21 protein-coding genes are annotated in these 25,343 nt (G+C 42.9%); 15 read left to right on the forward strand and 6 right to left on the reverse strand.

What is annotated here, in order from left to right; all coding sequences use genetic code 11:
* Positions 1–4 precede the first annotated feature (4 nt).
* The 3 genes from nudC to dnaQ all read right to left on the reverse strand — a co-directional run bounded on the left by nudC (position 5) and on the right by dnaQ (position 4,643).
* Positions 5–1,042 (reverse strand): NAD(+) diphosphatase, encoded by a 1,038-nt coding sequence (gene nudC / locus DABAL43B_RS05085; RefSeq protein ID WP_079691366.1) that lies wholly within the window; start codon positions 1,040–1,042, stop codon positions 5–7.
* A gap of 68 nt (positions 1,043–1,110) precedes the next feature.
* Positions 1,111–2,793 carry a hypothetical protein gene (locus tag DABAL43B_RS05090; RefSeq protein ID WP_079691367.1) on the reverse strand — a complete coding sequence of 561 codons (1,683 nt, stop codon included), beginning with the start codon at positions 2,791–2,793 and terminating at the stop codon, positions 1,111–1,113.
* 149 nt (positions 2,794–2,942) lie between these two features.
* Positions 2,943–4,643 carry a DNA polymerase III subunit epsilon gene (gene dnaQ / locus DABAL43B_RS05095; protein ID WP_079691368.1) on the reverse strand — a complete coding sequence of 567 codons (1,701 nt, stop codon included), beginning with the start codon at positions 4,641–4,643 and terminating at the stop codon, positions 2,943–2,945.
* A gap of 422 nt (positions 4,644–5,065) precedes the next feature.
* Here dnaQ and DABAL43B_RS05100 point away from each other — a divergent pair, with 422 nt between their 5' ends.
* Both DABAL43B_RS05100 and DABAL43B_RS05105 read left to right on the forward strand, forming a co-directional pair.
* Entirely contained in the window at positions 5,066–5,626 is a 561-nt protein-coding gene (locus DABAL43B_RS05100) for a hypothetical protein (RefSeq protein WP_079693043.1), read from the forward strand.
* Positions 5,627–5,764: 138 nt separating this feature from the next.
* Complete coding sequence (locus tag DABAL43B_RS05105; RefSeq protein ID WP_079691369.1) at positions 5,765–6,070, forward strand: hypothetical protein; 306 nt, start codon at positions 5,765–5,767, stop codon at positions 6,068–6,070.
* Between the two features lie 87 nt (positions 6,071–6,157).
* Here DABAL43B_RS05105 and DABAL43B_RS05110 read toward each other — a convergent pair whose 3' ends face one another.
* Positions 6,158–6,568, reverse strand: coding sequence for a YkvA family protein (locus tag DABAL43B_RS05110; protein ID WP_079691370.1), 411 nt, complete (start codon positions 6,566–6,568; stop codon positions 6,158–6,160).
* Between the two features lie 439 nt (positions 6,569–7,007).
* On the opposite strand from DABAL43B_RS05110, the gene DABAL43B_RS05115 reads away from it, so the two are divergent.
* Positions 7,008–8,321, forward strand: a complete 1,314-nt coding sequence (locus DABAL43B_RS05115; protein WP_079691371.1) for an LD-carboxypeptidase — start codon at positions 7,008–7,010, stop codon at positions 8,319–8,321.
* Positions 8,322–8,350: 29 nt separating this feature from the next.
* On the opposite strand, the gene DABAL43B_RS05120 is transcribed toward DABAL43B_RS05115, so the two are convergent.
* Positions 8,351–9,397, reverse strand: coding sequence for a GlxA family transcriptional regulator (locus DABAL43B_RS05120; RefSeq protein ID WP_079691372.1), 1,047 nt, complete (start codon positions 9,395–9,397; stop codon positions 8,351–8,353).
* 207 nt (positions 9,398–9,604) lie between these two features.
* Between DABAL43B_RS05120 and DABAL43B_RS05125 the strand changes: the two genes are divergently transcribed.
* From DABAL43B_RS05125 to arfB, 6 genes are all read left to right on the forward strand, one after another.
* Positions 9,605–11,422, forward strand: a complete 1,818-nt coding sequence (locus DABAL43B_RS05125) for an acyl-CoA dehydrogenase (protein ID WP_079691373.1) — start codon at positions 9,605–9,607, stop codon at positions 11,420–11,422.
* Between the two features lie 71 nt (positions 11,423–11,493).
* Positions 11,494–12,501, forward strand: a complete 1,008-nt coding sequence (locus DABAL43B_RS05130) for an NADP-dependent oxidoreductase (protein WP_079691374.1) — start codon at positions 11,494–11,496, stop codon at positions 12,499–12,501.
* Positions 12,502–12,504: 3 nt separating this feature from the next.
* A complete protein-coding gene (locus DABAL43B_RS05135) occupies positions 12,505–13,299 on the forward strand; it encodes an SDR family NAD(P)-dependent oxidoreductase (protein ID WP_079691375.1) in 795 nt (264 codons plus the stop codon).
* A 167-nt stretch (positions 13,300–13,466) separates the two neighbouring features.
* Entirely contained in the window at positions 13,467–14,228 is a 762-nt protein-coding gene (locus tag DABAL43B_RS05140; protein ID WP_079691376.1) for an SDR family oxidoreductase, read from the forward strand.
* A 128-nt stretch (positions 14,229–14,356) separates the two neighbouring features.
* Complete coding sequence (locus tag DABAL43B_RS05145) at positions 14,357–15,202, forward strand: HpcH/HpaI aldolase/citrate lyase family protein (protein WP_079691377.1); 846 nt, start codon at positions 14,357–14,359, stop codon at positions 15,200–15,202.
* A 61-nt stretch (positions 15,203–15,263) separates the two neighbouring features.
* On the forward strand, positions 15,264–15,677 hold the full coding sequence (arfB, locus tag DABAL43B_RS05150) for an alternative ribosome rescue aminoacyl-tRNA hydrolase ArfB (protein WP_079691378.1): 414 nt from the start codon (positions 15,264–15,266) through the stop codon (positions 15,675–15,677).
* Positions 15,678–15,798: 121 nt separating this feature from the next.
* Here arfB and DABAL43B_RS05155 read toward each other — a convergent pair whose 3' ends face one another.
* Positions 15,799–16,998: a sugar transporter gene (locus tag DABAL43B_RS05155; protein ID WP_079691379.1), complete on the reverse strand. Its 1,200-nt coding sequence runs from the start codon at positions 16,996–16,998 to the stop codon at positions 15,799–15,801.
* 378 nt (positions 16,999–17,376) lie between these two features.
* Between DABAL43B_RS05155 and DABAL43B_RS05160 the strand changes: the two genes are divergently transcribed.
* The 6 genes from DABAL43B_RS05160 (at position 17,377) to betT (ending at position 25,186) form a co-directional block, all read left to right on the forward strand.
* On the forward strand, positions 17,377–18,054 hold the full coding sequence (locus DABAL43B_RS05160) for a cupin domain-containing protein (RefSeq protein ID WP_079691380.1): 678 nt from the start codon (positions 17,377–17,379) through the stop codon (positions 18,052–18,054).
* A 330-nt stretch (positions 18,055–18,384) separates the two neighbouring features.
* Positions 18,385–18,729: a DMT family transporter gene (locus DABAL43B_RS05165; RefSeq protein ID WP_079691381.1), complete on the forward strand. Its 345-nt coding sequence runs from the start codon at positions 18,385–18,387 to the stop codon at positions 18,727–18,729.
* 20 nt (positions 18,730–18,749) lie between these two features.
* Complete coding sequence (locus DABAL43B_RS05170) at positions 18,750–19,319, forward strand: TetR/AcrR family transcriptional regulator (RefSeq protein ID WP_079691382.1); 570 nt, start codon at positions 18,750–18,752, stop codon at positions 19,317–19,319.
* A gap of 204 nt (positions 19,320–19,523) precedes the next feature.
* Positions 19,524–21,026, forward strand: a complete 1,503-nt coding sequence (gene betB / locus DABAL43B_RS05175; RefSeq protein ID WP_079691383.1) for a betaine-aldehyde dehydrogenase — start codon at positions 19,524–19,526, stop codon at positions 21,024–21,026.
* A gap of 118 nt (positions 21,027–21,144) precedes the next feature.
* Entirely contained in the window at positions 21,145–22,845 is a 1,701-nt protein-coding gene (gene betA / locus DABAL43B_RS05180) for a choline dehydrogenase (RefSeq protein ID WP_079691384.1), read from the forward strand.
* A gap of 295 nt (positions 22,846–23,140) precedes the next feature.
* Positions 23,141–25,186: a choline BCCT transporter BetT gene (gene betT, locus DABAL43B_RS05185; protein WP_079691385.1), complete on the forward strand. Its 2,046-nt coding sequence runs from the start codon at positions 23,141–23,143 to the stop codon at positions 25,184–25,186.
* Positions 25,187–25,343 lie beyond the last annotated feature (157 nt).

Raw genomic sequence — 25,343 nt, forward strand, 5'->3', positions numbered from 1 at the left:
GAGCTTAAAGCGATAACCCTTGCTCGTGGGCGATTTGCGCAATCAACTCATAAGCAATACTGCCTTTCGACGGTATTTTTGGCAGATTTGAGAGGTCAAAAAAGTCGGCGTGTGAGAGCTCATCTTCTTGTATAACAATGTCACCACCCGCATACGACGCTCGAAAGCCAAGCATTAAATTGGACGGAAATGGCCATGGCTGACTGCTTACATAGTGAATATCAGATAAACTAATACCCACCTCTTCTGCCACTTCACGTACCACCGCATGCTCTAGACTTTCACCGACTTCTACAAAACCTGCAATCAAACCGTATTGTAGTGATTGTATCGCTGTTTTTTGCTGACCATAACGATGATGATGGGCTAATAAAATTTGCATTTCACCGGTTTGCGGATTAGGTCGGGTAATGGCAGTAATGATGCAGGGTTGCACACGCGGATACTGCCGCAACCTACAAATTTGACAGACCATGGCGCGATCATCCCGTTTGGCATGAACAACTGGCGCCGCGCAGCGACTACAAAACTGCGTATCTGCTTGCCAACGTAACAACTGTATAGCTTGGCTAAGCTGATCAGATAATGCCATAGGCAATTGGGTGATAAGCTGTCGATAAGGCATAAAAGCGTTAGCGTTACTCTCAAAACTACTATTTTCTAAATTATCGGTTTCTAAAGCTCTAGATTCTAAATTACTATTTTCTAAAGTATTGCTTTCTAAAATAATAGGCAAGGTAATATGATGTGCTATTGCATAGTCATAAGTAATCGCGCTGGCGGCTTGAGCGCTTATGGCATTAGAGTCAACATTTTCATTGGCTTCATTTAGACTATCTGTAGCGTCACTAGGTAGCCAGTGGCTTGGCGCTAAGCTTTCAAATAGCGCTACCTGTCCAATTTGATAAGCTTGCTGATAGTCGCTAGCGCTTGACTCTGTCTGGTTATCTGATTGAGGCAACTGAACCTGCAAAGGCCACCAGCCACTAGGCGTCTGACGACATAAAATGGTTTCGTCATTAAGTATAAAGGCGCTTGACATAAGGCAAGTTTCCGAACAGTCAAAGACGGCTCATATCAGCTTAGATATGAGCCTATTAAAGTAATTTATTAAGCGGCAAGTAACTGGCTCAAGCTGTGTTGCCCAACATCAAGTGCTTGCTTACTGACTGGGCGATGGTTTTCAAAACCATCTAAATGATGATCTACTGCCATCATAACATCAGCGATATAAGCTAATGTGTCATCATCGATACGGGTTCCACTATTGATACGGTGCTGCAAATAACTTGCCAATTGGCTGAGCATACTAGCAGGCGTTGGCAGTTGCAAAAAGCGCACCGCACCGGCCACTTGGCGCATCATCTCAGGAATATTTTGAATATTCAGTACATCGCGCTCAGGTTCAGCGAGATAGTCATTAATGGCTTGCTCGGCACTGGCAATAGCGGTACGACTTTCTTGTGTTAACGTATCATAGGCAGTATTGAGCTGGTGCAATGAGATATGCGGATTATTCAAAGGCAGATAAATTGCCCCTGGTGTATGCATCTCTGCCATCGCAATAGTGGCGTTTTCAGCATGCATCAATGCCAAGAGTAAGTGGTCAAAATCTTCTGGAGAGGGCGTACGCCATTTAGTGACCGCTTCCGCTGCTTTAGTAAGGCTGTTGGCAGCATTTGATAGACCCAGCAGATGTAATGATGAGCTCAATGTGGTCAGCTCTTCAATGATTTGAGAGGTTTGCATATCAACTGGATTGATCGAATCACCACGTGCGTAGCTATCGACGTTTTCTTTGATAGCATTGATTTGTGTCTGAATGATTGTATTCAAAGTATCGGTGAGTGCGCGGTTAGGACCGAACAAAAAGCGCGCCATCTGTTTACGTTGCGGATCTTCTAGTTGGTTAGCAGCATATTGTTCACGCAGGATTTTTGCTTCTTCGGTATCACGTTGGCACGCAAAACTGACCAAATCTGCAAAACGCGTATCCATCACAGGCAAGTAGCTTTGGAACTGCTGTTCTAAATAAATGAGCGTGTGTTTTTGGCTCAAGTTAAGAGGCAAGATGGTTGCAATATCAGTGACCGCAGTTGCTGCTGCTTGCCAAAACAGACTACTGCTGTTTACTGCTATCAAAGCACAGGCGGCTGCCATTGCATCCAGTTTTTGCTGATCATCTTGGCTCAGATTACCGTCTCGATTAATCAAAGCGACGCCAAGACCACTACGATACGCATAAGTTAATAATTCACTATCAAGATTTAGCTCATTAAGCGGCTGGAAATTCTGTTCAGGATTGGCAATAATGACACTACTGTTGCCGAAAATAGCAAAATACTCTGCATCGATAGGTGCAATTTGGCTGTGGGCATTGAGCTTATTAATAATGGATAATAATAAAGTCGGCTCTACCGACTCCGTCAGCAGCACAAATTCAACATAACGATCAAGCGTCATGATGGCTTCTGACAAATCCATAATCAAGGCGACATTGTTATTATCACCACTATCATAAAGTTGTTGCAGCCCATGTATAATCGCCGTGTTGAGCGCTTCTGCACCAGCCAAAGAAATCAGCTGAAAAATACAAGACAGCTGTTTTAGCACAATAATAGAGTCTAACAATAAAGGCGCTTGGCTATTGTCGTCAGTAAATTCGCCCAAATGGATCTCAGTGTCTTTTAATATGACATTAATCTCATCGTGCAATAAATGGAGTGATGGTAGATTAAAGTCAGTCACACTCAGCGTTGGTGCGGTTAATTTCATTTGATTAGAGTGATTCATAGTTATTTTTCCATAAGATACTGACGAAAATGGCAATCATTTAGAGGATAAATTAAAAAAAGTATATGGCTAAGGTTTTAACGCTTATTGTTATAATGATCGAGACTATATCCCCTAACGGCCAATTTAAGAAGCTATTTTAATCACTGTTACATTTTGGCTTTTAGCTCAGGATAGTCTTCTGCGAGCGTAGCATACCAGCTTTGATTGGCGCTCTCATCGGTACTCGACTCAAGCAATAAAGCAGCCAAATTGGCAAAGCTGGCATGGGCAGTGTGTCCGCCGTCTGCTTGAGTGTCTTCCTCAATTGCCAGTGTGACCTGTCCGCCGGTCATCGCCAGATAAACTTCAGCTAAAATCTCTGAGTCTAGTAATGCCCCGTGAAAAGTACGGTCTTGCTTACCAACATCTAAACGACGTACGAGAGCGTCTAGGGTGTTTTTTTGTCCAGGATATTGCTGTTTGGCCATTACCAGCGAGTCAGTCACTTTTACCCGCTCGGCAAAGTCATGCATACCCACCTTGGCAAATTCCATATTTAGGAAATTCATATCAAACGTGGCGTTATGAGCGATGACCTCTGCACCGTCCATAAAGTCATAGAGCGACTGAGCGACTTGATCAAAGGTTGGTTTGTCGGTTAAAAAGGCTTCAGAAATACCGTGAATCCGAATAACTTCTTCATCCATACCGCGCTGTGGATTGATATAGACGTGTAACTTTTCGCCGGTAAACTTACGCCCGACCATCTCTACAATACCGACTTCGACAATGCGATCGCCCTTTAACGGATCAAGACCTGTGGTCTCAGTATCCATGATGAGTTGGCGGTCAGACTCATGACGATTGATAGGCTGAGGTAGTAGCGGTTTAAAATGTGGATTGGCACGGCTCGTATCGCCATCGAATTTTGGCGTTTCAGTATCTATAGTAGCTTCTATATCAGTATGTATATTTGGCATATTAGCGTTAATCGTGGTATCAGTCATAAAGGTCTGCGCTTCCGGTATATCTGTGGTAGTCGTTGGTTTGCTAGCATTATCCTGATAGCGATTTGCTTCTACTATATCGCTTCTATGCATCATATCATCGACATGGTTTTTATCATCACCATAATTGTCCAGTATATGACTTTCCGATATCTGGCTTTCTAACGTCTGTTTTTCTAATATCTGACTTACCACCATATGATCATCTGATAGTTCTTCATCAAGCTCATCATCCATCATATCAAAACCTAATGGATCGAACTTTAGCCAATCATCGTTCGTGGATGGCTTTTTATCAGACACTATTTGCTCTTTTTTTTTAGCGGTATCTTGTGTGTCTACTGTCGATAAATCTTCACTACTGGACGTCACGCCTAAATTTGCCAGCTCGTCTGCCTTTTCATTGCCAGCATGCCCAGTATGACCTTTGACCCAATGCCAATCAACATCGCGTGGTTGGCAAAGCTCGTCCAACTGTTGCCAAAGGTCTTGATTGGCGACTGGTTTTTTACTGGCTGTTTTCCAGCCTCGTTTTTTCCAACCCTCAATCCATTCGGTGATACCTTTTTTTACATAGCTTGAGTCTGTCCAAATCTCAAGGTTTTGCCCATGTGGGCTATGTTTTAATGCTTGTATCGCACCCATCAGCTCCATACGATTATTGGTCGTCTCGTTATCGCCACCATACAAATCCTGGGTACGCCCGTCACTAAATATAAGATGCGCGCCCCAACCGCCAGCGCCGGGGTTACCTTTACATGCACCGTCCGTATAGGCAACCGTTGTGTCTGGTTTGGCAGCTAATGGATTCATAGCGTTGTTGGTATTAAGTTGCTGCGCTGAGGTACGATTGTCTGACATAAAAATTTATTGACCTAATAAGGAGAAACGTAGGGTAGAGCAAAGAGGTTTTACTCACATTTTTTACGATAGCTCTACTTGCATATGCTGGGATTGAGTATAACAAATCTAGCATTAGTGTGGGCAGTTGCCATGCACAAAAACGCAAAACCATATATCATAATAGTAACATAGCGGTTTTCTGTTAAAATAAGAGCGATTGTCAGAAGCTATCTTCCGAGATAGCTAAAAACTTCCAGCATAATGCTGTTATAAAAATGGCAGCAATGGTACATATTTTGATACTGTTGTTTATGGCAGTGCTTGATGGTAATGCTTCATGCCCATGCTTGATGCCAATGTTTGATGATGATATTCGATAATATTGTTAGACGATAATACGCCCAATAAAAGCTTTTAATGCACCAATGCAGGATAACCCCATTATGTCCTTACACTCAAATATTTTTTATAAAAGACTGACACGCCTGATGATTGGTATGGCGGCGAGCAGTGTATTATTTTTGACCGCTTGTAATGATACCAACAGCAGCAAAATCGATGCTGGAGCGGTAGAGCCCGTAGTGGATTTGTCAGTTTTTGAAGGCTGTTATACCGTCAGTCATGACGAACCTGCGCAAATAAAAGTCAGCCAACAAGGCGGTTCGTGGGTGATGCAAATGAAAGAGCCGGCTAGTGCTAAGCGCGTTTGGGATGACGCTGAGCCGTTAGAAGTAATTGAGAATAGTGATATACCAACGTTTTTCTCTATTGATCCTGATAATGTTGACGCCGTCATTGGCCGTCCGGATAGAGTATTGGTGCTGGCTCATGTCAAACCTGTTTATGCTAATATCGATCCGTTGCTGGATAGTGAGTATTTATCCTATATTTATCGAGGTGCCAATACCATCTATCGCGTAGAGTGTGATGACGTCAATACCGATATCTTAGCCAATCCACATGCCAATATTGTTATCGATAATGTTAATGATAGTATTTAGGTAAGCGCGATAAGTCATTATTAACAAACCGTCATTTATTATAGATAACGGTTTTATTCAATAAATACTTTTTATAAATCATCGTTTATTATAAGTAACTCCTTATCATAAACGGTGATTTCATTCGAGTCAGGCAATATGAATTTTTTCAGTTATGTAGTATTGGGTGGGTTCTCTTATGCAGCCGGTTGGGCAGTCAGAACCTATGTGCTCGATAAGCAGCCCAAACCTGAGCAGCCTTATAATCTAAAGCATCCCGCCATCTTGGCGTATTTGGGTGGGTTCTTTATTATTATGCTGATTATATCGTGGTTAATCGGTCGCTACGCGCTCGGGCACGTCGCTATCGATGTACCATTTATTATCATTAATAGCCTCGTTGCTACTTTCGTCTATTCATTTGGCCTCAATCCCGAAAAATCCAGTTATGGTGTGCCTGATTGAGTAGCCTAGGTAAGTTGATGCTGATTAATAAAAAGCCACGACCGATAAATTGATTATCAGTCGTGGCTTTTTACTGCATTTAAACGGTCAGGCTTTTTTCTTTAAATGAGTAGTAGGTTTGGCAGTAGACTGACTTTTCTTCCACGTTTGATATTTTTGCAAATCTTTTTCAATCAATTTTAAGCAAAAGGTAAGCACTAGAGCATCGTCAATATGACCAATAAAAGGGATGAAATCTGGGATAATATCTATAGGGTTGATGGTATAGAGTAAACCGACAATTCCTGCTGAAATGGTCTTGTAAGGAATATCACGATAGTTGCCTTTATAGTAGTCCTTAATCAGACTCATAAATAGCATCAAGTCTTTGGTGAAACGCTCAAGGTGGCTGCTGTCTGCCAATTTTTCTTTAAGCTTTTTTTCCTCATTAATGATGTACTCAAGATCAGCATCTAATATTTCTTCTTTTTTCTGTTTATCAGTCGTTTTATCAACCATTATTATTATCCTTATTTAACAGCAATCGGTATTCTTATACTACAACAAAGTCATGAGGTGTGCCAATGTTGCGCTATAGCGATTTGTTGGGTCTGTGGTTTTAAGTATGCAGGTTGCCTGAGCAGTTTTATCTCATATGATAGCGAAAAAGTAAATACAGGCAAAGATTAGGCAACTTTAAGCGCTGACAAACAAGCTACAATGCAGTATCTAGATATAGTCAGTTCAATATAAAAGAGGTACGTTAAAAACAGCGTTATGCTGAGATAAATTTTCCTCGCTTGCTGTGCGCTTCGCACTCCAGAGGCTTCGCAAAACTTATCTCAGCAGCACTGTATTCTTTTTAAATTGAATCGACTATAGTCTAAATAAATCAATAACAAAGATAAAAACCATTTAAAATTATACCAAGATAAAAATTGATAGGTAGCAACAAAATATGGCTTCAAAAATAGCTTCTGCACAATCATTAAAAAATAATAAAAATGAGAGTGATCATAAAGCGGCTGAATCACCTATAAAAAGTACGGCTGGGTTGAATCGGCGCCAGTTTTTACGGAAAATCAGCATAAATGCAAGTGTAGGATTGTTAGCGACCCAAGGTATTACTCAGGTGCTTGCCTCTAATGCGATTGATACAAATAATAATACGTCATTTACTAAAGACGATCTGCCAACCGCACTGTTGGATGAGAGTTTGATATCCCAACCAATATCTTCTCAGAGATTACAGCCACAAATGCGCTGTATTACACCAAGTATTGAGACGCGACTTTTTGCCAGTTCCAACGTCGGTGGCAGTAATGAGCGCAATCAATTGGCATTAGATCGCCTATCTTGTGCCGGTTTTAAAGTGGACAATCCTGCGATTACCAATCGGCAGTATTTGCGTTTTGCAGGTACAGATTCACAGCGAGCCAGTGATTTACAAAACATCGCCACCGGTGCGATCGCAGCCCCTAAGCTGCTACTGGGTGTGCGTGGTGGTTATGGTGCGATGCGTTTATTACCCATGGTTGATTGGTCGACGCTAGGTCGTATCATGGCAGAGCGCGGCAGCATACTCGCAGGCTTTAGTGATGTGACCGCTATCCAATGTGCGCTATTGGCAAAAGGAGGCATGAGTTCGCTTGCTGCACCGATGCTCTATAGCGAGTTTGGAAAAACGAAACCCGATCAGGTCAGCTGTCGACAATTTGTAGAAGCACTAACCAACCCTAATTTAACCATTAGTATAAAAGATGCGGCTTTAACCAGTCCAAATTTACCCAGTATTCTGTCAAGCGGTGAACCGAAAACAATAACCGGTACTATTTGGGGCGGTAATCTAAGTGTAGTATCGGCGCTGGCAGGTAGTGATTATTTACCACGAATTGCTGGTGGCATTGTGTTTTTGGAAGATGTGGGCGAGCAGACTTATCGTATCGAGCGCATGTTATATGATTTGTACTTAGCAGGCGTGTTTAAAGGTCAACAGGCGATTGTATTTGGTGCCTTATCGAGTACGGGTGAAGACAGCTACGATAAGCGCTATGATGTCGCTACGGTGATTCGTCAATTGCATAAGCTGACAGGATTACCGATTTATAGTGGCATGCGCTTTGGTCATATTGGACAAAAACATAGCTTCCCACTTGGGCCGATGTGTCAAATTAGCCCAAATACAATCGGTGGCTATCAATTGGCGTTTACGGATTATCCAACGATTAAGCCTGATGCGATTCATGTAGAAGGGTTATGGCAAAACCTTTAGTCATCAGAGAAATCAGCAACAAAGAAAACCTAAATAGCTAAGCGTGAAAATTTATCCTGATACTCTTTTGGGGTCAGCTCAGTGGCACGTTTAAAAAGGCGGGTAAATGATGAGATATCATCGTAGCCGACTTGCTCCGCTAGCGACTTTATCGTCACATCGCCCAATTCCAATAAACGTTTCGCCTGTTCGATTCTCACCGCTTGAATGTACTCAATCGGACGCATGGCAACAGCGGATTGAAAGCGTCTATTTAACGTGCGCGGAGTGATATTAGCCATGGCTGCCAAGCTACTCACTTGTATAGGCTGATTGAAGTTTTCTTCAATCAACTCTTGCACTTGCTTGACCAATTGGTCTGAATGCGGTTTGTGCAAAGTGACATTAGTATAGCTATTTTGATTACCTCTTTTGCTATCGATGATTTGGGTTTTTGCCACTTGGGTAGAAATCTCACGCCCGCAATAGCGCTCTATCAATAATAATCCCAAGTTATAAAAGGCGCTTCCTCCTGCCGCACAAAAGATATTGCCAGATTGGGTTGTTGAATCATTTTTTGATTGATTCTTTAATTGGTTCTTTGATTGAGTGACAAACTGATTTTCTTGCAAATCAACCAGTGGGAAATCTGCCTTAAACTTACTCGCATAGCCCCAATGGGTTGTTGCTGTTAAACCATTAAGCAGCCCTGCCTCTGCTAAAAAGAAAGCACCGCTACAATTACTAGCGATATCCGCTTTGGTATTAGCTAGCCGCTTTAAATGTGGGATTAACTGGCTATTTTGCTTCAATACCTTATCAATTGAATCGCCAATGGTTGGGATTAATAATAAGTCGCACTCCGTTACCTCTTGAATATCACAATGCGCTTGCATGATTAAGCGGTTGCTACATCTAATATCTACGCCGCCTAAGCTTGCTATCTGCACATTAAATCTTGGTTCTACGGCTTCACCCAAAAATCGTTGCCAACTGACACCAGTAAATGAAAATAGGTCTAACGCGCCAGCCAGTACGCTACCAAGCACGCCATCGAAGCCAAGAATAATCACTTTAAAAGGTTTGAAGTAGGGCATAGAGGTTTATTTTCCTGTATCTTTTTTAATGGCTGTTTTTTGATAGCGGCTGTCTAAAATCAAGTGTTTTTCGGCTGGAAATGTCTAGCTCGGCGGCTTATAAATGTCTTATTTGACCCTAATTATGTCATAAATGACAATACGGCAATGGGCTAAATTAGATTAATATCAATTGATAAACAAATTTAATTAGTTAGCGAGAACACTATGGCAGCAGACACGCTTATCAACGACTTTGAATTACCGTTTCAATTATATGATGTATTGGGTGCAGAAAAACTAACCGAACATCCTAAGTTTGCAGAACACAGCCGCGAAACGTTCGATGCGGTATTGGACACTGCCAATAAAATTGCGACCCAGTTATTTTTGCCGCATAACCATGTGGCGGATAAAAACGAGCCGCAGTTCGATGGCAAAAAAGTCAGCATGATAGACGATGTAAAAGTCGCCTTTGATGCGTTTCGTGAGTCAGGATTTATCGCCGGTCGTTATAGTTTTGACGATGGCGGCATGCAATTACCTGAAACGGTTATGACGGCAGTGGCAGGCTATTTTATGGCGGCCAACCCATCAACCACCGCTTATCCATTTTTAACCACTGCAGCGATTAATGTTATCTCACATTTTGCTAGCGATGAGATTAAAAATGCCTTTATGCCGCGGATGTTAACGGGCGAATTTACTGGCACCATGGCATTAACAGAGCCGCATGCTGGCTCATCACTTGCTGATATCAAAACCACCGCTGTCAAACAAGCCGATGGCAGCTATCGCGTAAAAGGTAGCAAGATTTATATTTCAGCGGGCGATCACGAACTGTCTGACAATATTGTTCATTTAGTATTGGCTAAAGTACCGGGCGGTCCTAGTGGCGTCAAAGGTATCTCTTTATTTGCAGTGCCAAAGTATCGCTTAAATGAGGATTTCTCAGTGGGCGAGCGCAACGATGTTCATTTAACCGGACTTATTCATAAGCTTGGTTATAGAGGCGCGACTTCTACGGCATTAAGCTTTGGCGATGCAGGTGAGTGTTATGGCTACCTTATTGGTGAAGAGCATTTTGGCTTGCGCTATATGTTTAAAATGATGAATGAAGCGCGTATCGCCGTTGGTTTTGGCGCGGCGATGATTGGCTATCGCGGTTATCAGTATTCGCTCGATTATGCTAAAGACAGAACGCAAGGCAGAATCGCACCCAACAATAAACCTGAAGATGCGGCAACCGCTATCATTCAGCATGGTGATGTAAAGCGTATGTTACTTGCACAAAAATCCTATGCTGAAGGCGGTATTTCATTGTGCTTGTATGGCTCAAACCTTATCGACCGTATCAATACCTGTGAAGACGCAACACTAAAAGCTGAGCTTTCAGAATTACTGGACTTATTAACGCCAGTATTAAAAGCATGGCCGTCTGAATATGGGCCGAAAGCCAATGATTTGGGTATCCAAGTATTAGGCGGAGCAGGCTATACACGTGAGTATCAAGCCGAGCAATTTTGGCGTGATAACCGTCTAAATCCTATCCATGAAGGCACAAATGGCGTGCAAGCCTTAGATTTGTCATTCCGTAAGTTATGGCAAAACAAAGGGCTTGGTATTCAAGTTTTAAAACGTGAAATCACTAAAGATTTAGAAAGCGTAACCACTCTAAAAACCACGCCCGAGACAGCCAAACTTGCCGGTAAATTGATGCCTTACATGAGTCATCTACATGAAGTATTGGTACATTTAAGCAAAATCCTACAAACGGAAAAAGCATTAACGCTGGCTGGTAATGCACAAGCATTGATGAATATTTTTGCTTCAATCGTAGTAAGTTGGATTTGGATTCGCCAAGCCAGTAAAGCGGAGCAATTATTAAATGATACAGTGGACGTTGAAAAGCAGAATTTCTATCAAGGAAAAATACAAGCGGCAAAATACTTTATTGATTGGGAATTGCCATTAATCAATCGCGATATTGAGCTGTTAAATAATGACAATGCGGTATGTACCGATATGCAAGCAGAGTGGTTCTAAATGACTTTGAATCAGGTTTGATATTAACAATTTTGGTATTAACAATAAATACAACTTTAAAGGAATAAATAATGACAACAATGAATAAGCAGTGGCGCTTAAAAACAAGACCCGTTGGCGAGCCGAGCGCTGATACTTGGCAATATACCGAATCAGAAATACCGTCTATCACAGATGGTGAGTTACTGATAAAAATTGAGTATATCTCGATGGATCCAGCGATGCGTGGTTGGTTAAACGACGCCAAATCTTATATCGCACCGGTACAGATTGGTGAGGTGATGCGTGCTGGCACCGTGGGTAAAGTGATTGAAAGTAAGCATGAGAAATTTGCAGTTGGGGATTATGTTGCAGGTCACAATGGCGTACAGTCGTATGCAGTTAGTGATGGCACTGGGTTACACAAAGTCGATCCAAATCTTGCACCGTTGTCTTATTATTTGGGTGTGCTTGGCATGCCGGGTATGACGGGCTATTTTGGTTTATTAAAAACAGGCGAGCCAAAAGCAGGTGAGACCATCGTCGTCTCTGGCGCTGCTGGTGCAGTGGGCGGTTTGGTTGGACAAATTGCTAAAATTAAAGGCTGCCGCGTGGTTGGTATCGCCGGCGGTGCTGAGAAATGTAAATTCTTAGTCGATGAGTTGGGCTTTGATGCAGCAATCGACTATAAAAATGAGAATGTAAAAAAAGCGTTAAAAGAAACCTGTCCAAAAGGCGTCGATGTATATTTTGACAACGTTGGTGGCGATATTTTAAATGATGTGCTGACACAAATTAACCTACATGCGCGTATCGTGATTTGTGGCGCTATTAGCCAATACAACGCTACTACAGAAGTAAAAGGGCCGTCAAACTATTTGTCATTATTGGTCAATCGGGCACGGATGGAAGGCATTGTGGTCTTTGATAATATCAAAGAATATCCGACGGCAATGAAAGACATTGCTGGCTGGATTCAATCGGGTGATATTATAGTAAAAGACCATATCGTCAAAGGTATTGAGACCTTTCCTAATACGTTGATGATGCTATTTAAAGGTGAGAACTTCGGAAAACTGGTACTCAAGGTAGAGGGATAAATCATGACACTGAATACAAATGGAATTGCATCAGGTGTAGCAAGTAATGTTACCGGTAAACGCATTTTAATCACAGGCGGTGCGTCTGGCATCGGTGCGGCTAGCGCGCTTCTGCTGGCAAGTCGCGGTGCTAAAGTCGTGATTGGTGATTTGGCAGAGGTATTAGGACAAGCGGTCGCGCAACAAGGGCAAGATGCTGGCAATAGCATTGTTTTTAAAAAGGTGGATGTTACCAGTGGCGATGAAGTACGCGCGTTATTTGCCTTTGCGATGGAAACATTGGGTGGTCTTGATGTCGTGATAAATAATGCTGGTATTGACCATAAGCCTGCACCGATGCATGAGCTGAGCGATGAGCACTTTGACCGTAATATCGCTGTAAATCTTAAAGGAACGTGGCATTGCATGCGCGCTGCGATAAATTGTATGGCGCCTAATGGTGGTGGTCATGTGATTAATGTTGCCTCGATTGCTGGCTTGCGTTCTGCGCCACTGTTGTCAGCTTATAGCGCTGCTAAGCACGGCGTTATGGGGCTGACGAAGTCTGCTGCTCATGAATATGCTCGCGTCAATATCCGCTTTAATGCGGTATGTCCCAGCTTTATCGATACGCCAATGGTACGTAATACCATGGCGAAGATGGACGAACGCGCGCAAAAAGCCACTATTAATGCCAGTCCATTACGCCGTTTAGGGACGGTTGATGAAGTATCCGGCGCGATTGCTTGGCTGGCTAGTGATGAAAGCAGTTTTATGAATGGTCATGCCTTTACCCTTGATGGCGGGATGTTGGCTTAGCTGACTTAATACATTTTATTAAAACGATCGATATTAAGTTTGGCGGCGCTGGTAAAATTTTCTTGCTTGCTGTGTGCTTTGCACTCCAGAGGCTGCAAAAATTTCTCCCAGCCCCGCTACGCATTTAACATGTATAAATAATATATTTAGAAATATAAGGAATAATAATGAAAGATTTATTTGATTTAACCGGTAAGATTGCTTTAGTGACTGGTGCGAGTCGCGGTATTGGCGAATCTATTGCACGCTTGCTCGCGTCAAGAGGCGCACATGTCATTGTTTCTAGCCGTAAGATTGATGCTTGCCAAGCGGTTGCTGATAGCATCATTGCTGATGGTTATAAAGCCAGTGCCTTTGCCTGTCATGTAGGAGAGATGGAGCAGATTGATGCAATCTTTAAACATATCAAAAGTGAATTTAGACAAATCGATATCCTAGTCAACAATGCCGCCGCTAATCCTTATTATGGTCATATCTTAGATACGGACTTAGCAGCTTTTGATAAGACCGTCGATGTCAATATCCGCGGTTATTTCTTTATGTCGACGGCTGCTGGTAAAATGATGCGAGAGCAGGGCGGTGGGGTAATTTTAAATACGGCTTCGGTCAATGGTTTAGTCGCTGGCGATAAGCAAGGTATCTACTCAATCACTAAAGCTGCAGTTATTAGTATGACCAAAGCCTTTGCCAAAGAATGTGGACCGTTAAATATTCGCGTCAATGCGTTATTGCCTGGCTTGACCGATACTAAATTTGCCTCGGCATTGACCACCAATGATAAAGTCTTAAAGATGGCACTACATGCTATTCCACTAGGACGCGTAGCTAACCCAGACGAGATGGCTGGCACGGTATTGTATTTGGTATCTGATGCATCAAGTTATACGACGGGCGCAACGATAGTCGTAGATGGTGGCATGTTAGCCTAGTTAATCTCTGGTCAATAAAAGTAGATTTATTTTTAAAAACCGTATGCTAATAAATGGCATACGGTTTTTTATTTGGTTATAGTAAGTACTAATATTTTAAGTAATAGTATTTAAGGAAGGGGCCAAGCATGCCAGTAACTAATAATAATGATTTTACTAATATTAAAACATGGTTATTCGTTCCGGCGACTCGCATAGATAGAGTGGCAAAAGCGTTTGCTAGTGGCGCTGATGCGGTTATTGTTGATTTAGAAGATGCCGTTGCTAGAGTAGACAAGGCAGAAGCTCGCAAGTCATTACAAGTCTATTATGATAGTCAGGACTATCAGCCTATTTGGATTCGCATTAATCAAGCAAGTAGTGAGGATTTTGTAGAAGATTTAGAACTCTGCCAGCAGATGCCAAATCTTGCTGGGGTAGTATTACCTAAAGCTGAGCGGGCTTCAGATATTGAACAGCTTCATCACTCTACTGGTCTGCCGGTCATTGCATTGATAGAAAATGCAATTGGCTTGTATCAAATCGATAGTATGGCCAAAGCGTCAGGGCTGGTCGCATTTAGCTATGGCTTTCTAGATTTATGCAATGATTTACAAGTGCAAGTAGGCACGGCAGCAGCAGATATTATTGCCAATCAGATTCGCTATCAGCTATTACTTACCTCAAAGATTCATCAATTATTAGCGCCTATTGATAGCGTTTATACCGATTTTAACGATGATAAAGGTCTCGGTCAGCGAGTACAGTTATGGTCACAAATGGGGTTGTCTGGCATGTTGTGTATTCATCCTAAGCAAGTAGCTGTCGTCCAGCAATCTCTACAACCTACCGATACTGAGATTGATTTTGCTAAACGTGTGGTAGAAGAATACGAGCAAAGCGGGCAGGCCGTATTTAAAATAGATGGCAATATGGTCGATGCGCCCGTGATTGAGCGTTGCCGTCAGTTATTGAGTCAGTTATTGTCTAACTAGCAGGTAAGCAGATAATGGTTTATTATTCATCCTACCTATTAATAATTTATAAAAGTACTCTATGATTTTTATCAGCAATACCATTAGCCTGAACGATAGTGAAGTGGAGATTAGCGCCATACGCGCACAAGGGGCAGGCGGGCAAAACGTCAACAAAGTCTCTTCTGCCATACATTTACGCTTTGATATCAATGCCTCAAGCCTGAGTGATGTACACAAACAGCGCTTATTAGACAGTAAAGACAGCCGGATAACCAAAGAAGGCGTGCTCATCATTAAAGCGCAGCAGTTTCGTACCCAAGAAAGAAATAAAATCGATGCGTTTGAGCGCCTGCAAAGTTTTATCATAAAAGCCACTTACGTTAATAAAACTCGCAAAACTACTAAACCAAGCAGAAATGCTAAGCGTAAGCGAGTAGATGAAAAAACCCAGCGCGGCAAGACAAAAGTATTACGCGGTAAAGTGGATTTTTAAGTGGAAGATTTTTAAACGTAAAATGCCAGCCCATTTAAATGGGCTGGCATTTTTGACTGTTTTCATTTGATATTGGCATTTAATGACAATAATCTCAACTATACCGCTAGGTAAAAGCTATTTAGCCGAGCCTTTTACTTAACTCAGGAAAGCGTTTTATCATAAATAGCATCAGCAGCAGCGCCATACTAGCAATAGCCGCACCAACATATCCTACGCTTGATATTGAGATATGCGTCACCGCATAACCACCAAAAAGTGCACCCGTACCAATCCCCAAGTTGATAATTCCCGAAAACATCGACATCAGCATATCTTGCGCATTGACATCGACCATGATGACCTTGGCTTGCATAGAAATAATCAGCAGCATGAGTGCAGCGCCCCAAAGTAAGGCAATCAGGCTGAGCGCCCAGATAGAGGTCACAGCAAGTAATAGCGCAAGCATCGACAGTAATATCAATATCGTCGATATCAGCATCAACCTAGTATTGAAACGATCGCCCCAACGGCTGAATATCACACTGCCCGCAATCCCTGCGACACCGAACAGTAGCAGTATAAAAGTTGCCGAGTTTTCACTGATTGCGCCGACCTGCCGCATGAAAGGCTCGATATAAGAGTAAGCGGTATAGTGGGCGGTAAAGACCAGTAAAATAAGCAGGTACAGACAGACCAATAAAGGATTTTTGAGCAACTCTGGGATTTTTCTAAAAGACCCTTCAAACATACTGGGCAATGTTGGCAAGAGCCTTGCTTGTAGAACGAACACCACAAAAGCAAGCACGCCAATACCGCCAAAGGTCGCTCGCCAGCCAAACCATTGACCAACCAAGCGCCCCAAGGGCACACCGAGCACCATCGCTAACGACGTACCGGTCGCAAGCACACTTAGCGCCAGTGCTTTTTTGCCTTCAGGTGCCACGCGTATGGCGATCGCTGCCGTGATTGACCAAAATATCGCATGTGATAGCGCAATCCCAACTCGGCTGATGAGTAGCACTTGAAAGCTCCACGCAAATACTGACAACACATGGCTGGCAATAAAAACCGCAAACAAGGCTAAAAGTAAGCTTTTGCGTTCAAAGCGGCTGGTCAGTAGCATCAGCGGCAATGACATGGCCGCGACAATCCACGCATAAAGCGTCAACATCCAACCGGTCTCGGCCGTGGTGATGGAAAAATCTTGGGCAATATCGCTTAATAAGGCGACAGGAACGAATTCTGTGGTATTCATAATAAAGGCGCTAACACCCATTAAAAATACTTGGAAGTACTGAGTGCGGCGAGTATTTGAGCTCGCTTCAAGATTGTGTGTCATAAAATCCAACAGTTAGAAAGAGTGCTAAAGAATTAGCGTAAAAACGGGGCAAAAATATCTGCTGACAGAAGAGAGGGAAGCAAGATAACAAGTCAATGGCTTTAGTTAAAGAGGTTTTTTGCTAATAAAAGTGATTATCTAAAAAGGGTTGGTATTATTGAAGGTGAACCTGTTTTATTCATATAAGCAACCTGCTTAAAAAACTGCCCTACTGCTGTAGTAAGTTTTTAAAATTTTCCAGCAGAATTTACCTATAGTAAGCGCAGTTTTGTTCATCATGATAAATATAGATTCTGACAATAGGCTGATCTAATTTGTCAAAATCTATAAATCAGAGGATAATTCCAATAATTCTCGTGCTTTATTGGAAGTTATTCTATGCTCATTAATGCAGATTTCTCTCGTCGTGCCTCATTACTGCCTGAACAATATCAGTGGGTTAAATCACCACAACAAGGTATCGAGCGCGTAATGCTTGATCGCGTGGGCGCAGAAAAAGCGCGTGCAACCAGTATTGTACGCTATGCGCCTGATTCTCATTTTCCTCATCATTTGCATCCCGGTGGTGAGGAGATTTTGGTATTGTCTGGTGCTTTCTCTGCCGATAACACGCATTATCCTACTGGCTGGTATCTGCGTAATCCACCAACCTCAGGACATCAGCCTTATAGTAATGAGGGCGCTGTTATTTTTGTCAAACTCTGGCAGATGTCAGCAGACGAGACGCATGATATCGCTATCGACACTAAAGATGCTGTAAATTGGCAAAAGCAAGGTAGTCGCGAGGTCTGTCATTTATACTCAGATGCGAGAGAGCAGGTTAGTTTACAACGCTTAAATGCCGGCGATGTATTATTCACCGAGACAATCGCTGGTGGAGCAGAGTTATTAGTATTAGAAGGTGACCTGATAGATGCAGGTCAACGCTATTGGCGTGGTAGCTGGATACGTCTACCTGACGGTGCAGAAGCACAAATTAAAGCAGGAGCAGACGGCGTGATGGTTTATCTAAAAACTGGGCATTTATCACAAATCATTGGTGTTGATAGTAGATGAGTTTATTCATCTACTGTTGTCAGTCTACAGCCAAAAAAGGCAATTCTTAAACAATCATTTCTTTCGAATGAGTTCTCCACGCTTATTGGGTGCTTTACTGTCTAAACCTATCTAAAACCATCAAAAATTTATCCCGAAATTATAACTTTCCTTGTAGATTCAATTAAATACTATTGATTAACCTTTTTTCAAACAATCTTCCCTAACATAATTTAGATACATATCAGCCCTTCACATTGCTAGATTCTTTCTATAAAATACCGACCATGTGGTTTCTTTAATGTATATACATTATTAATATATACTTAATTTAAGACAGGTATCCTGATTATGAGTCCTACCGCTATTGCTTACGGTTACCTTGCGATTGCCATTATTTGTGAAGTGATAGGCACTACCTTTTTAGTAAAGTCCGAACAGTTTACCCGTTTGGTACCGACACTAATTATGGGGGTGCTTTATACCATCTCGTTTTACTTGCTGACACAAACCCTCAAGACCATACCACTTGGTATTGCCTATGCACTTTGGGGCGGACTGGGAATTGTGCTGACATCACTCGTGGGCTTAGTGTTTTTTAAGCAAACGCTTGATACAGCAGCAGTGGTCGGTATCGCTATGATTGTTGGCGGTGTCGTAGTGATGAATTTACTGTCTAATTCTGTGGTGCATTAACCATTAGCATGGAGATGAAAATGGAAACTGAAAATGCCTATAAGCGTAAAAAACAGCCAGAGCTCGTCCGCCGTGCGCTGCTCGATCAAGCAGCACGGATAACTTTAGAGCAGGGTTTATCTAAGGTTACCTTTCAAGCGGTTGCTGACGCAGTCGGAGTGACCAAGGGTGGGGTGATGCATCATTTCACCACAAAGAATGCGCTGATTCTTGAGGTGTTTAATGATGCCATGGCCAAGTTTGAAGCAGAAGTAGATGCGGCAATGGCTAAAGACCCTGTGCGTTATGGCTCTTTTACTCGCGCCTATATCGATGCCACTATCAGTTTGGGCGAAAAGGGGCAGCAAGAGTTTAATAGTCAAGCAACGTTGTATGTCTTGATGCTGGGTGATATTGAGCTGCGTGAATTATGGGCCGAGTGGTCAAACGAGCAATTAAAGAAACATGAAGCAACCGACAACACCGAAACTTTATGTATGGTGCGTCTGGTCGCTGATGGTATTTGGCTCTCTGATTTTTCAGGTATCAATATATCGGATAAAACGTCATTACGTGAGCGTTTAATAAAAATGACGCAACACGAAGGTTAGCAAAACACTGCTGCAAATAATAGACATTAAGTAATAGATATTGTCTAAGCGCTTTATAAGCCAACAGTTAAATGCACTGTTGCATAAATGGTTTGTAAATAAAGACCACATCAATTTTCTTTTTAACACTTAAATCATGACGACATTATTCAAGATGAGCGCTTTTTTACTAAGGGCACTTATCAGTAATCGTAAGGAAAAACTATGAAAAATTCAAATAACTTGAAAGACATCATTAATTTAGAGCAAGTGCAAACCGCTTATATCAATGGTCGTTATTTAGCTATCGATAAATCGTTACCAACTTTTGAAGATATCAATCCAGCAACAGGTGAGCTATTGGCCACCATTCAGCAGACGAGCACTGAGCAGATTAACGAAGCCGTAAAAGCAGCACAACAAGGTCAAAAAGTGTGGGCAGCAATGACAGCGGTTGAGCGTAGTCGTATTTTATTAAAGGCGGTTGAGATATTACGTGAGCGCAACGATGTGTTGGCATTGCTCGAAACCAAAGACACGGGTAAAGCACTCTCTGAAACCAAATACGTCGATATCGTCACCGGTGCTGACGTCGTTGAGTATTATGCAGGTCTTGCACCCATGCTTGAAGGTCGTCAGATTCCGCTACGTGATACTAGTTTTGTTTATACCCGTCGCGAGCCACTTGGCGTGGTTGCGGGTATCGGCGCATGGAACTATCCTATCCAAATCGCTATGTGGAAAGCAGCACCAGCGCTTGCAGCTGGTAACGCGATGATTTTTAAACCATCAGAAGTGACGCCTTTGACTGTTTTAAAATTGGCAGAAATATTCACAGAAGCAGGTTTGCCAGACGGCGTGTTTAACGTCGTGCAAGGCGACTATAAAGTGGGCGAAGCATTAACCCAGCATCCTGATATCGCCAAAGTATCGTTTACTGGTGGCGTACCGACGGGTAAAAAAGTCATGGCAAGCGCAGCAGCATCGTCGCTCAAAGACGTCACTCTAGAGCTTGGTGGTAAGTCACCATTAATCATATTTGAAGACGCTGATATCGATACCGCCGCTGACATTGCCATGATGGCGAACTTCTATAGCACCGGTCAGGTCTGTACCAATGGCACACGTGTCTTTATCCCGAAAGCCTTACAAGCCAAATTTGAGCAAGCTATCTTAACGCGCGTTGAGCGTATCAAGCTCGGCGATCCGATGGATGAAAGTATCAATATGGGTCCATTGGTCAGCTTTTCGCATATGGAAAGAGTGCTTGGCTATATCGAACAAGGTAAAGCCAGTGGTGCACGCCTATTGACGGGCGGTGAACGTATCACGGCAGGTACACTTGCTAACGGTGCGTTTGTCGCACCGACTGTATTTAGCGATTGCAGCGATGAGATGACTATTGTACGTGAGGAAATCTTTGGTCCTGTGATGTCGATATTGACTTATGAGAGCGAAGAAGAAGTGATTCGCCGTGCCAATGATACGGATTATGGCTTGGCTGCAGGGGTCGTGACTGCTGATTTGACCCGCGCGCATCGAGTCATCGCACAAATTGAAGCGGGTATCTGCTGGTTAAATACTTGGGGCGAATCGCCCGCGCAAATGCCAGTCGGTGGTTATAAGCATTCAGGCATTGGCCGCGAAAATGGCATTGAAGCGCTTGAGCATTACACGCAGACAAAGTCTATCCAAGTAGAGCTGGGCGCGTTTGAGTCGGTATTTTAATCACTTATATTTGAAAATTTTTTAAAACAGTAAGGTTGATGTATTAGGAATAGTTTGTCCTTTGAACACAGCCTTACTGATATGAAATGATGGATTTTTTAACATTATGGAGCGTTTTATGACATCAACCACACCTGAGTATGACTACATCATTGTCGGTGCCGGTTCAGCAGGTAACGTGCTGGCCACGCGCTTGACTGAAGATGCCAACATTAAGGTATTGCTGTTAGAAGCCGGTCGTCCAGATCATCGTTTAGACTTTCGTACCCAGATGCCAGCGGCGCTCGCCATGCCGTTGCAAGGAACGACTTATAACTGGGGCTATAAAACCGATCCTGAGCCGTATATGAACAACCGCGTTATGGACTGTGGTCGCGGTAAAGGGCTTGGCGGCTCATCTTTGATTAACGGCATGTGTTATATCCGTGGTAATGCTTTAGATTTTGATGATTGGGCCAAAATTAAAGGCTTAGAAGATTGGACCTATTCGGACTGCTTACCTTATTTTAAAAAGTTAGAGAACAGAGATGCCGGCGCCAATGATTATCATGGTGTGGGTGGTCCGGTTGAAATGACCACCTCCAAGCCAGGAGTCAATCCACTGTTTCAAGCGATGATTGAAGCGGGCGTGCAAGCAGGCTATCCAAGCACCGATGACTTAAACGGCTATCAGCAAGAAGGCTTTGGGCCGATGGATAGGTTCGTCACGCCTAATGGTCGCCGTGCTTCGACTGCTCGCGGTTATCTTGATCGCGCTAAACCACGTAGCAATATCACGATTTTGACTGGTGCGCTTACCGATATTATTTTGTTTGATGGCAAGCGTGCTGTCGGCGTTAAAGTCGAGCACCAAGGTCAGACCAAAAACTTTTATGCGGCTCGTGAAGTCATTGTCTCATCGGGCGCAATTGCCTCACCGCAATTATTGCAGCGTTCTGGCATTGGTCCTGGTCAGTGGCTCAAAGAGTTGGGCGTCAATGAGGTTCTTGATTTGCCCGGCGTCGGTAATAACCTGCAAGATCATCTAGAGCTGTATATGCAGTATGAATGTAAGCTGCCAGTCTCAATTGCGCCTGCTAATAAATGGTGGAATAAGCCAGCAATTGGTGCGGAGTGGTTATTCAATGGCACAGGACTTGGTGCATCAAATCAGTTTGAAGGTGGCGGCTTTGTTCGTACCGATGAGAAGTTTACCCATCCTAATATTCAGTATCATTTCCTGCCATTAGCCGTTCGTTATGACGGCCGCAGTGCCATTAATTCTCACAGCTTCCAAGCGCACGTTGGCTCATTACGGTCGCCAAGTCGTGGTCGTGTCAAGCTGACCTCTAAAGACCCGAAGGCGCATCCGAGTATCTTATTTAACTATATGTCTCATGAGCAAGACTGGCAAGAGTTCCGCGCAGCCATGCGTATCACCCGTGAGATTATGCATCAGCCTGCGCTCGACCCTTACCGCGGTCGGGCTATTGCGCCAACCGATGATTTAGTGACCGATGCGCAGTTAGATGAATACGTCCGCAATAATAGTGAGACAGCTTATCATCCGTCTTGTACCTGTCCGATGGGCGAGGGTAATGATGCCGTGGTTAATGGTGAAGGGCTGGTGCACGGTATTGATGGTTTGCGCGTTGTCGATGCGTCGATTATGCCAAATATTATCAGTGGTAATCTCAATGCGACAACCATTATGCTGGCGGAAAAAATCGTTGATAAGATGAGAGGCAAACAGCTGCCACGCTCTACCGTGGACTATTATGTCGCCAATGGTGCACCGTTAAGAGGCGAGCCGATACGTGCTTACAGTTCTGCTGTCTAAGCAAGCTATTTCATAAGCGGTCATACAAACTACTCAATTACTTAGCCAGTTTTAATAAAAAGGCCTTTCAATGCAAAGGTCTTTTTCATCAGCGCTAATGTATTTGAGTCATGAGTAAAGCCTGACAGCGCTTATCTAATTTTAGATATTAAATTTTCATTTATTTTATATAACCATTTTTATTTATTGGTACTGCTTTGTGCATCATACCGTTATGAGGTTTTATATATAGTCATAAAGTTATGACGGACAAAGCAATATCAGACCGTGTTTCATTTACTTATTGAGGTCTTATATGTACAGCTCGCCATCAGAAGATGCGCCGAAACTCCTGAGTTTAAATAAAACGGTTTTTTTAGGCTCAGCTATTATTTCAATTTTATTAATAATCTGGACGATTGCGTTTCCAGATTATAGTCAGAACTTGCTCAGCGCCAGCATGGCTTGGGTATCAGAGAGTTTTGGTTGGTACTACATGTTGGTGGTTGCTGCCTATAGTATTTTTGCGTTATTTGTTGGTCTGTCCAAATATGGCGATATCAAACTTGGTCAAGACCATGAAAAAGCCCAGTTTCCTTTTTTAACGTGGGCAGCCATGCTGTTTTCAGCGGGTATCGGTATTGATTTGTTATTCTTTGGCGCGTCTGAGCCGTTGATGCATTATCTAACACCGCATACAGGGCTTGAACCTGCCAGTGCTGAGGCCATGCGTGAAGCGCTTGCCCAAACTTTTTTGCATTGGGGCTTACACGGTTGGGGTATTTATGCCCTCATCGGTATGGCGTTGGCTTATTTTGCTTATCGCAAAAATATGCCATTGGCATTACGGTCTCCATTGACACCGATATTTGGCGAGCGCCTAATCAAAGGCTGGCTTGGTGATGGTATTGATACCTTTGGCGTCGTCTGTACCTTGATGGGCATTGCCACCAGCTTAGGTATTGGGGTATTACAGGCCAATGCTGGTTTGACGCATGTGTTTGGCATTGAATCCAGTAAGATGGTACAGACGCTCATTATTTTAGGTGTTGTCACTGCCGCCGCTATCTCTGCCATGACTGGTGTGGAAAGAGGTGTGCGCCGCTTATCTGAATTCAACATGTTATCTTCAATATTGCTATTAATCGCGATATTAGTGATGGGTAATACGGTGTATTTACTGAATACATTTACCCAAAATATTGGGCAGTATTTCCAAACCATTATTTATAAAACCTTTGATGTCTATGCTTATGACGGGACTGCTGGAGCTGACTGGAAGTCAGGTTGGACGATATTTTTCTGGGCATGGTGGGTGGCTTGGGCACCATTTGTAGGCTTATTTATCGCCCGTATTAGCCGTGGTCGTACCCTGCGCGAATTCGTATTTGGGGTAATGTTTATCCCACTTGGTTTCATATTTGCTTGGTTCTCTATCTTTGGTAATTCAGCGATAGATTTGGTCGCTAATGGTGCTACTGAGCTTGGTGAAATCGCAGTCAATGACGCTGCAATGGGCATGTTCGCCTTGTTTGAGTACTTTCCTTATAGTGATGTTTTATCATTTGCTGGTGTGGTTATTGGGCTAGTATTCTTTGTCACCTCAGCGGATTCGGGCGCATTAGTATTAGCGAACTTGAGCTCAAGAGGTATGACCAATGATACCGATGCGCCAGTGTGGTTGCGTTTGTTTTGGGCTGCGGCAACGGGTCTTATCACTTTAGGCTTATTGTTTGCTGGTGGCTTTGCATCATTGCAGTCCGTATCGGTCATTGCTGGTTTACCGTTCTCGCTTATCCTCGTGCTCTACATGATGTCGATGTGGAAATCATTAAAAGAAGAAGGTAATAAGCGTAAAGCAAGCACGATTGGTATGGCAAACGTACTTGATAGTGGCAAGGGCTGGAAAGCGCGCTTGCAGCGTATCGTCAGTTTCCCAAGCCATACGCAAGTCGAGCGATTCTTGCAGAATATCGTAAGACCGGCAATGACTGAAGTTGAAAACGAGTTGAAAGCCGGTGGTCTGAAAACCTCTCTAGATATCCGTAACCCAGCCCATATAGGGCAAGATATCGATGAGGGTATAGATGAAAGTAGCGGTCAAATAGATGGTCTAAAATTGCGGGTTGGACATGGTGATGAAGATGACTTTATCTATGAGGTCAATTTAATCAAAACGGAGCGACCTAACTTTACGATGAAAACCTCAAGCAAGCATACAGAGTATTATTATCGTGCGGAAGTTTTCTTAAGTGATGGTTCGCAAGAGTATGATTTGGTTGGTTATACCAAAGAGCAAGTGCTGGTCGATATCTTACATCAGTATGAACGCCATTTGCAGTATCTACACTTAGAGCGTTAATGATTAAATAATACATTGCTAATGTACATTGACCCTATAAGTTGAAGGCAGCTTATAGGGTTTTTTAAAGATATTTTTTAGTCTTAAAATTTAAGGAGTTGTAGTCAGTTCAATATAAAAGAGGTACGTTAAAAATAGCGTTGCTGGGATAAATGTT

The sequence above is a fragment of the Psychrobacter sp. DAB_AL43B genome (genome assembly GCF_900168255.1).
Classification (GTDB): domain Bacteria; phylum Pseudomonadota; class Gammaproteobacteria; order Pseudomonadales; family Moraxellaceae; genus Psychrobacter.

Bases quoted from the DNA above. Each gene is read 5' to 3' on its own strand.
- nudC (WP_079691366.1), bottom strand. From the start codon at position 1,042: ATGTCAAGCGCCTTTATACTTAATGACGAAACCATTTTATGTCGTCAG.
- DABAL43B_RS05090 (WP_079691367.1), bottom strand. From the start codon at position 2,793: ATGAATCACTCTAATCAAATGAAATTAACCGCACCAACGCTGAGTGTG.
- dnaQ (WP_079691368.1), bottom strand. From the start codon at position 4,643: ATGTCAGACAATCGTACCTCAGCGCAGCAACTTAATACCAACAACGCT.
- DABAL43B_RS05105 (WP_079691369.1), top strand. From the start codon at position 5,765: ATGAATTTTTTCAGTTATGTAGTATTGGGTGGGTTCTCTTATGCAGCC.
- DABAL43B_RS05110 (WP_079691370.1), bottom strand. From the start codon at position 6,568: ATGGTTGATAAAACGACTGATAAACAGAAAAAAGAAGAAATATTAGAT.
- DABAL43B_RS05115 (WP_079691371.1), top strand. From the start codon at position 7,008: ATGGCTTCAAAAATAGCTTCTGCACAATCATTAAAAAATAATAAAAAT.
- DABAL43B_RS05120 (WP_079691372.1), bottom strand. From the start codon at position 9,397: ATGCCCTACTTCAAACCTTTTAAAGTGATTATTCTTGGCTTCGATGGC.
- DABAL43B_RS05125 (WP_079691373.1), top strand. From the start codon at position 9,605: ATGGCAGCAGACACGCTTATCAACGACTTTGAATTACCGTTTCAATTA.
- DABAL43B_RS05130 (WP_079691374.1), top strand. From the start codon at position 11,494: ATGACAACAATGAATAAGCAGTGGCGCTTAAAAACAAGACCCGTTGGC.
- DABAL43B_RS05135 (WP_079691375.1), top strand. From the start codon at position 12,505: ATGACACTGAATACAAATGGAATTGCATCAGGTGTAGCAAGTAATGTT.
- DABAL43B_RS05140 (WP_079691376.1), top strand. From the start codon at position 13,467: ATGAAAGATTTATTTGATTTAACCGGTAAGATTGCTTTAGTGACTGGT.
- DABAL43B_RS05145 (WP_079691377.1), top strand. From the start codon at position 14,357: ATGCCAGTAACTAATAATAATGATTTTACTAATATTAAAACATGGTTA.
- arfB (WP_079691378.1), top strand. From the start codon at position 15,264: ATGATTTTTATCAGCAATACCATTAGCCTGAACGATAGTGAAGTGGAG.
- DABAL43B_RS05155 (WP_079691379.1), bottom strand. From the start codon at position 16,998: ATGACACACAATCTTGAAGCGAGCTCAAATACTCGCCGCACTCAGTAC.
- DABAL43B_RS05160 (WP_079691380.1), top strand. From the start codon at position 17,377: ATGCTCATTAATGCAGATTTCTCTCGTCGTGCCTCATTACTGCCTGAA.
- DABAL43B_RS05165 (WP_079691381.1), top strand. From the start codon at position 18,385: ATGAGTCCTACCGCTATTGCTTACGGTTACCTTGCGATTGCCATTATT.
- DABAL43B_RS05170 (WP_079691382.1), top strand. From the start codon at position 18,750: ATGGAAACTGAAAATGCCTATAAGCGTAAAAAACAGCCAGAGCTCGTC.
- betB (WP_079691383.1), top strand. From the start codon at position 19,524: ATGAAAAATTCAAATAACTTGAAAGACATCATTAATTTAGAGCAAGTG.
- betA (WP_079691384.1), top strand. From the start codon at position 21,145: ATGACATCAACCACACCTGAGTATGACTACATCATTGTCGGTGCCGGT.
- betT (WP_079691385.1), top strand. From the start codon at position 23,141: ATGTACAGCTCGCCATCAGAAGATGCGCCGAAACTCCTGAGTTTAAAT.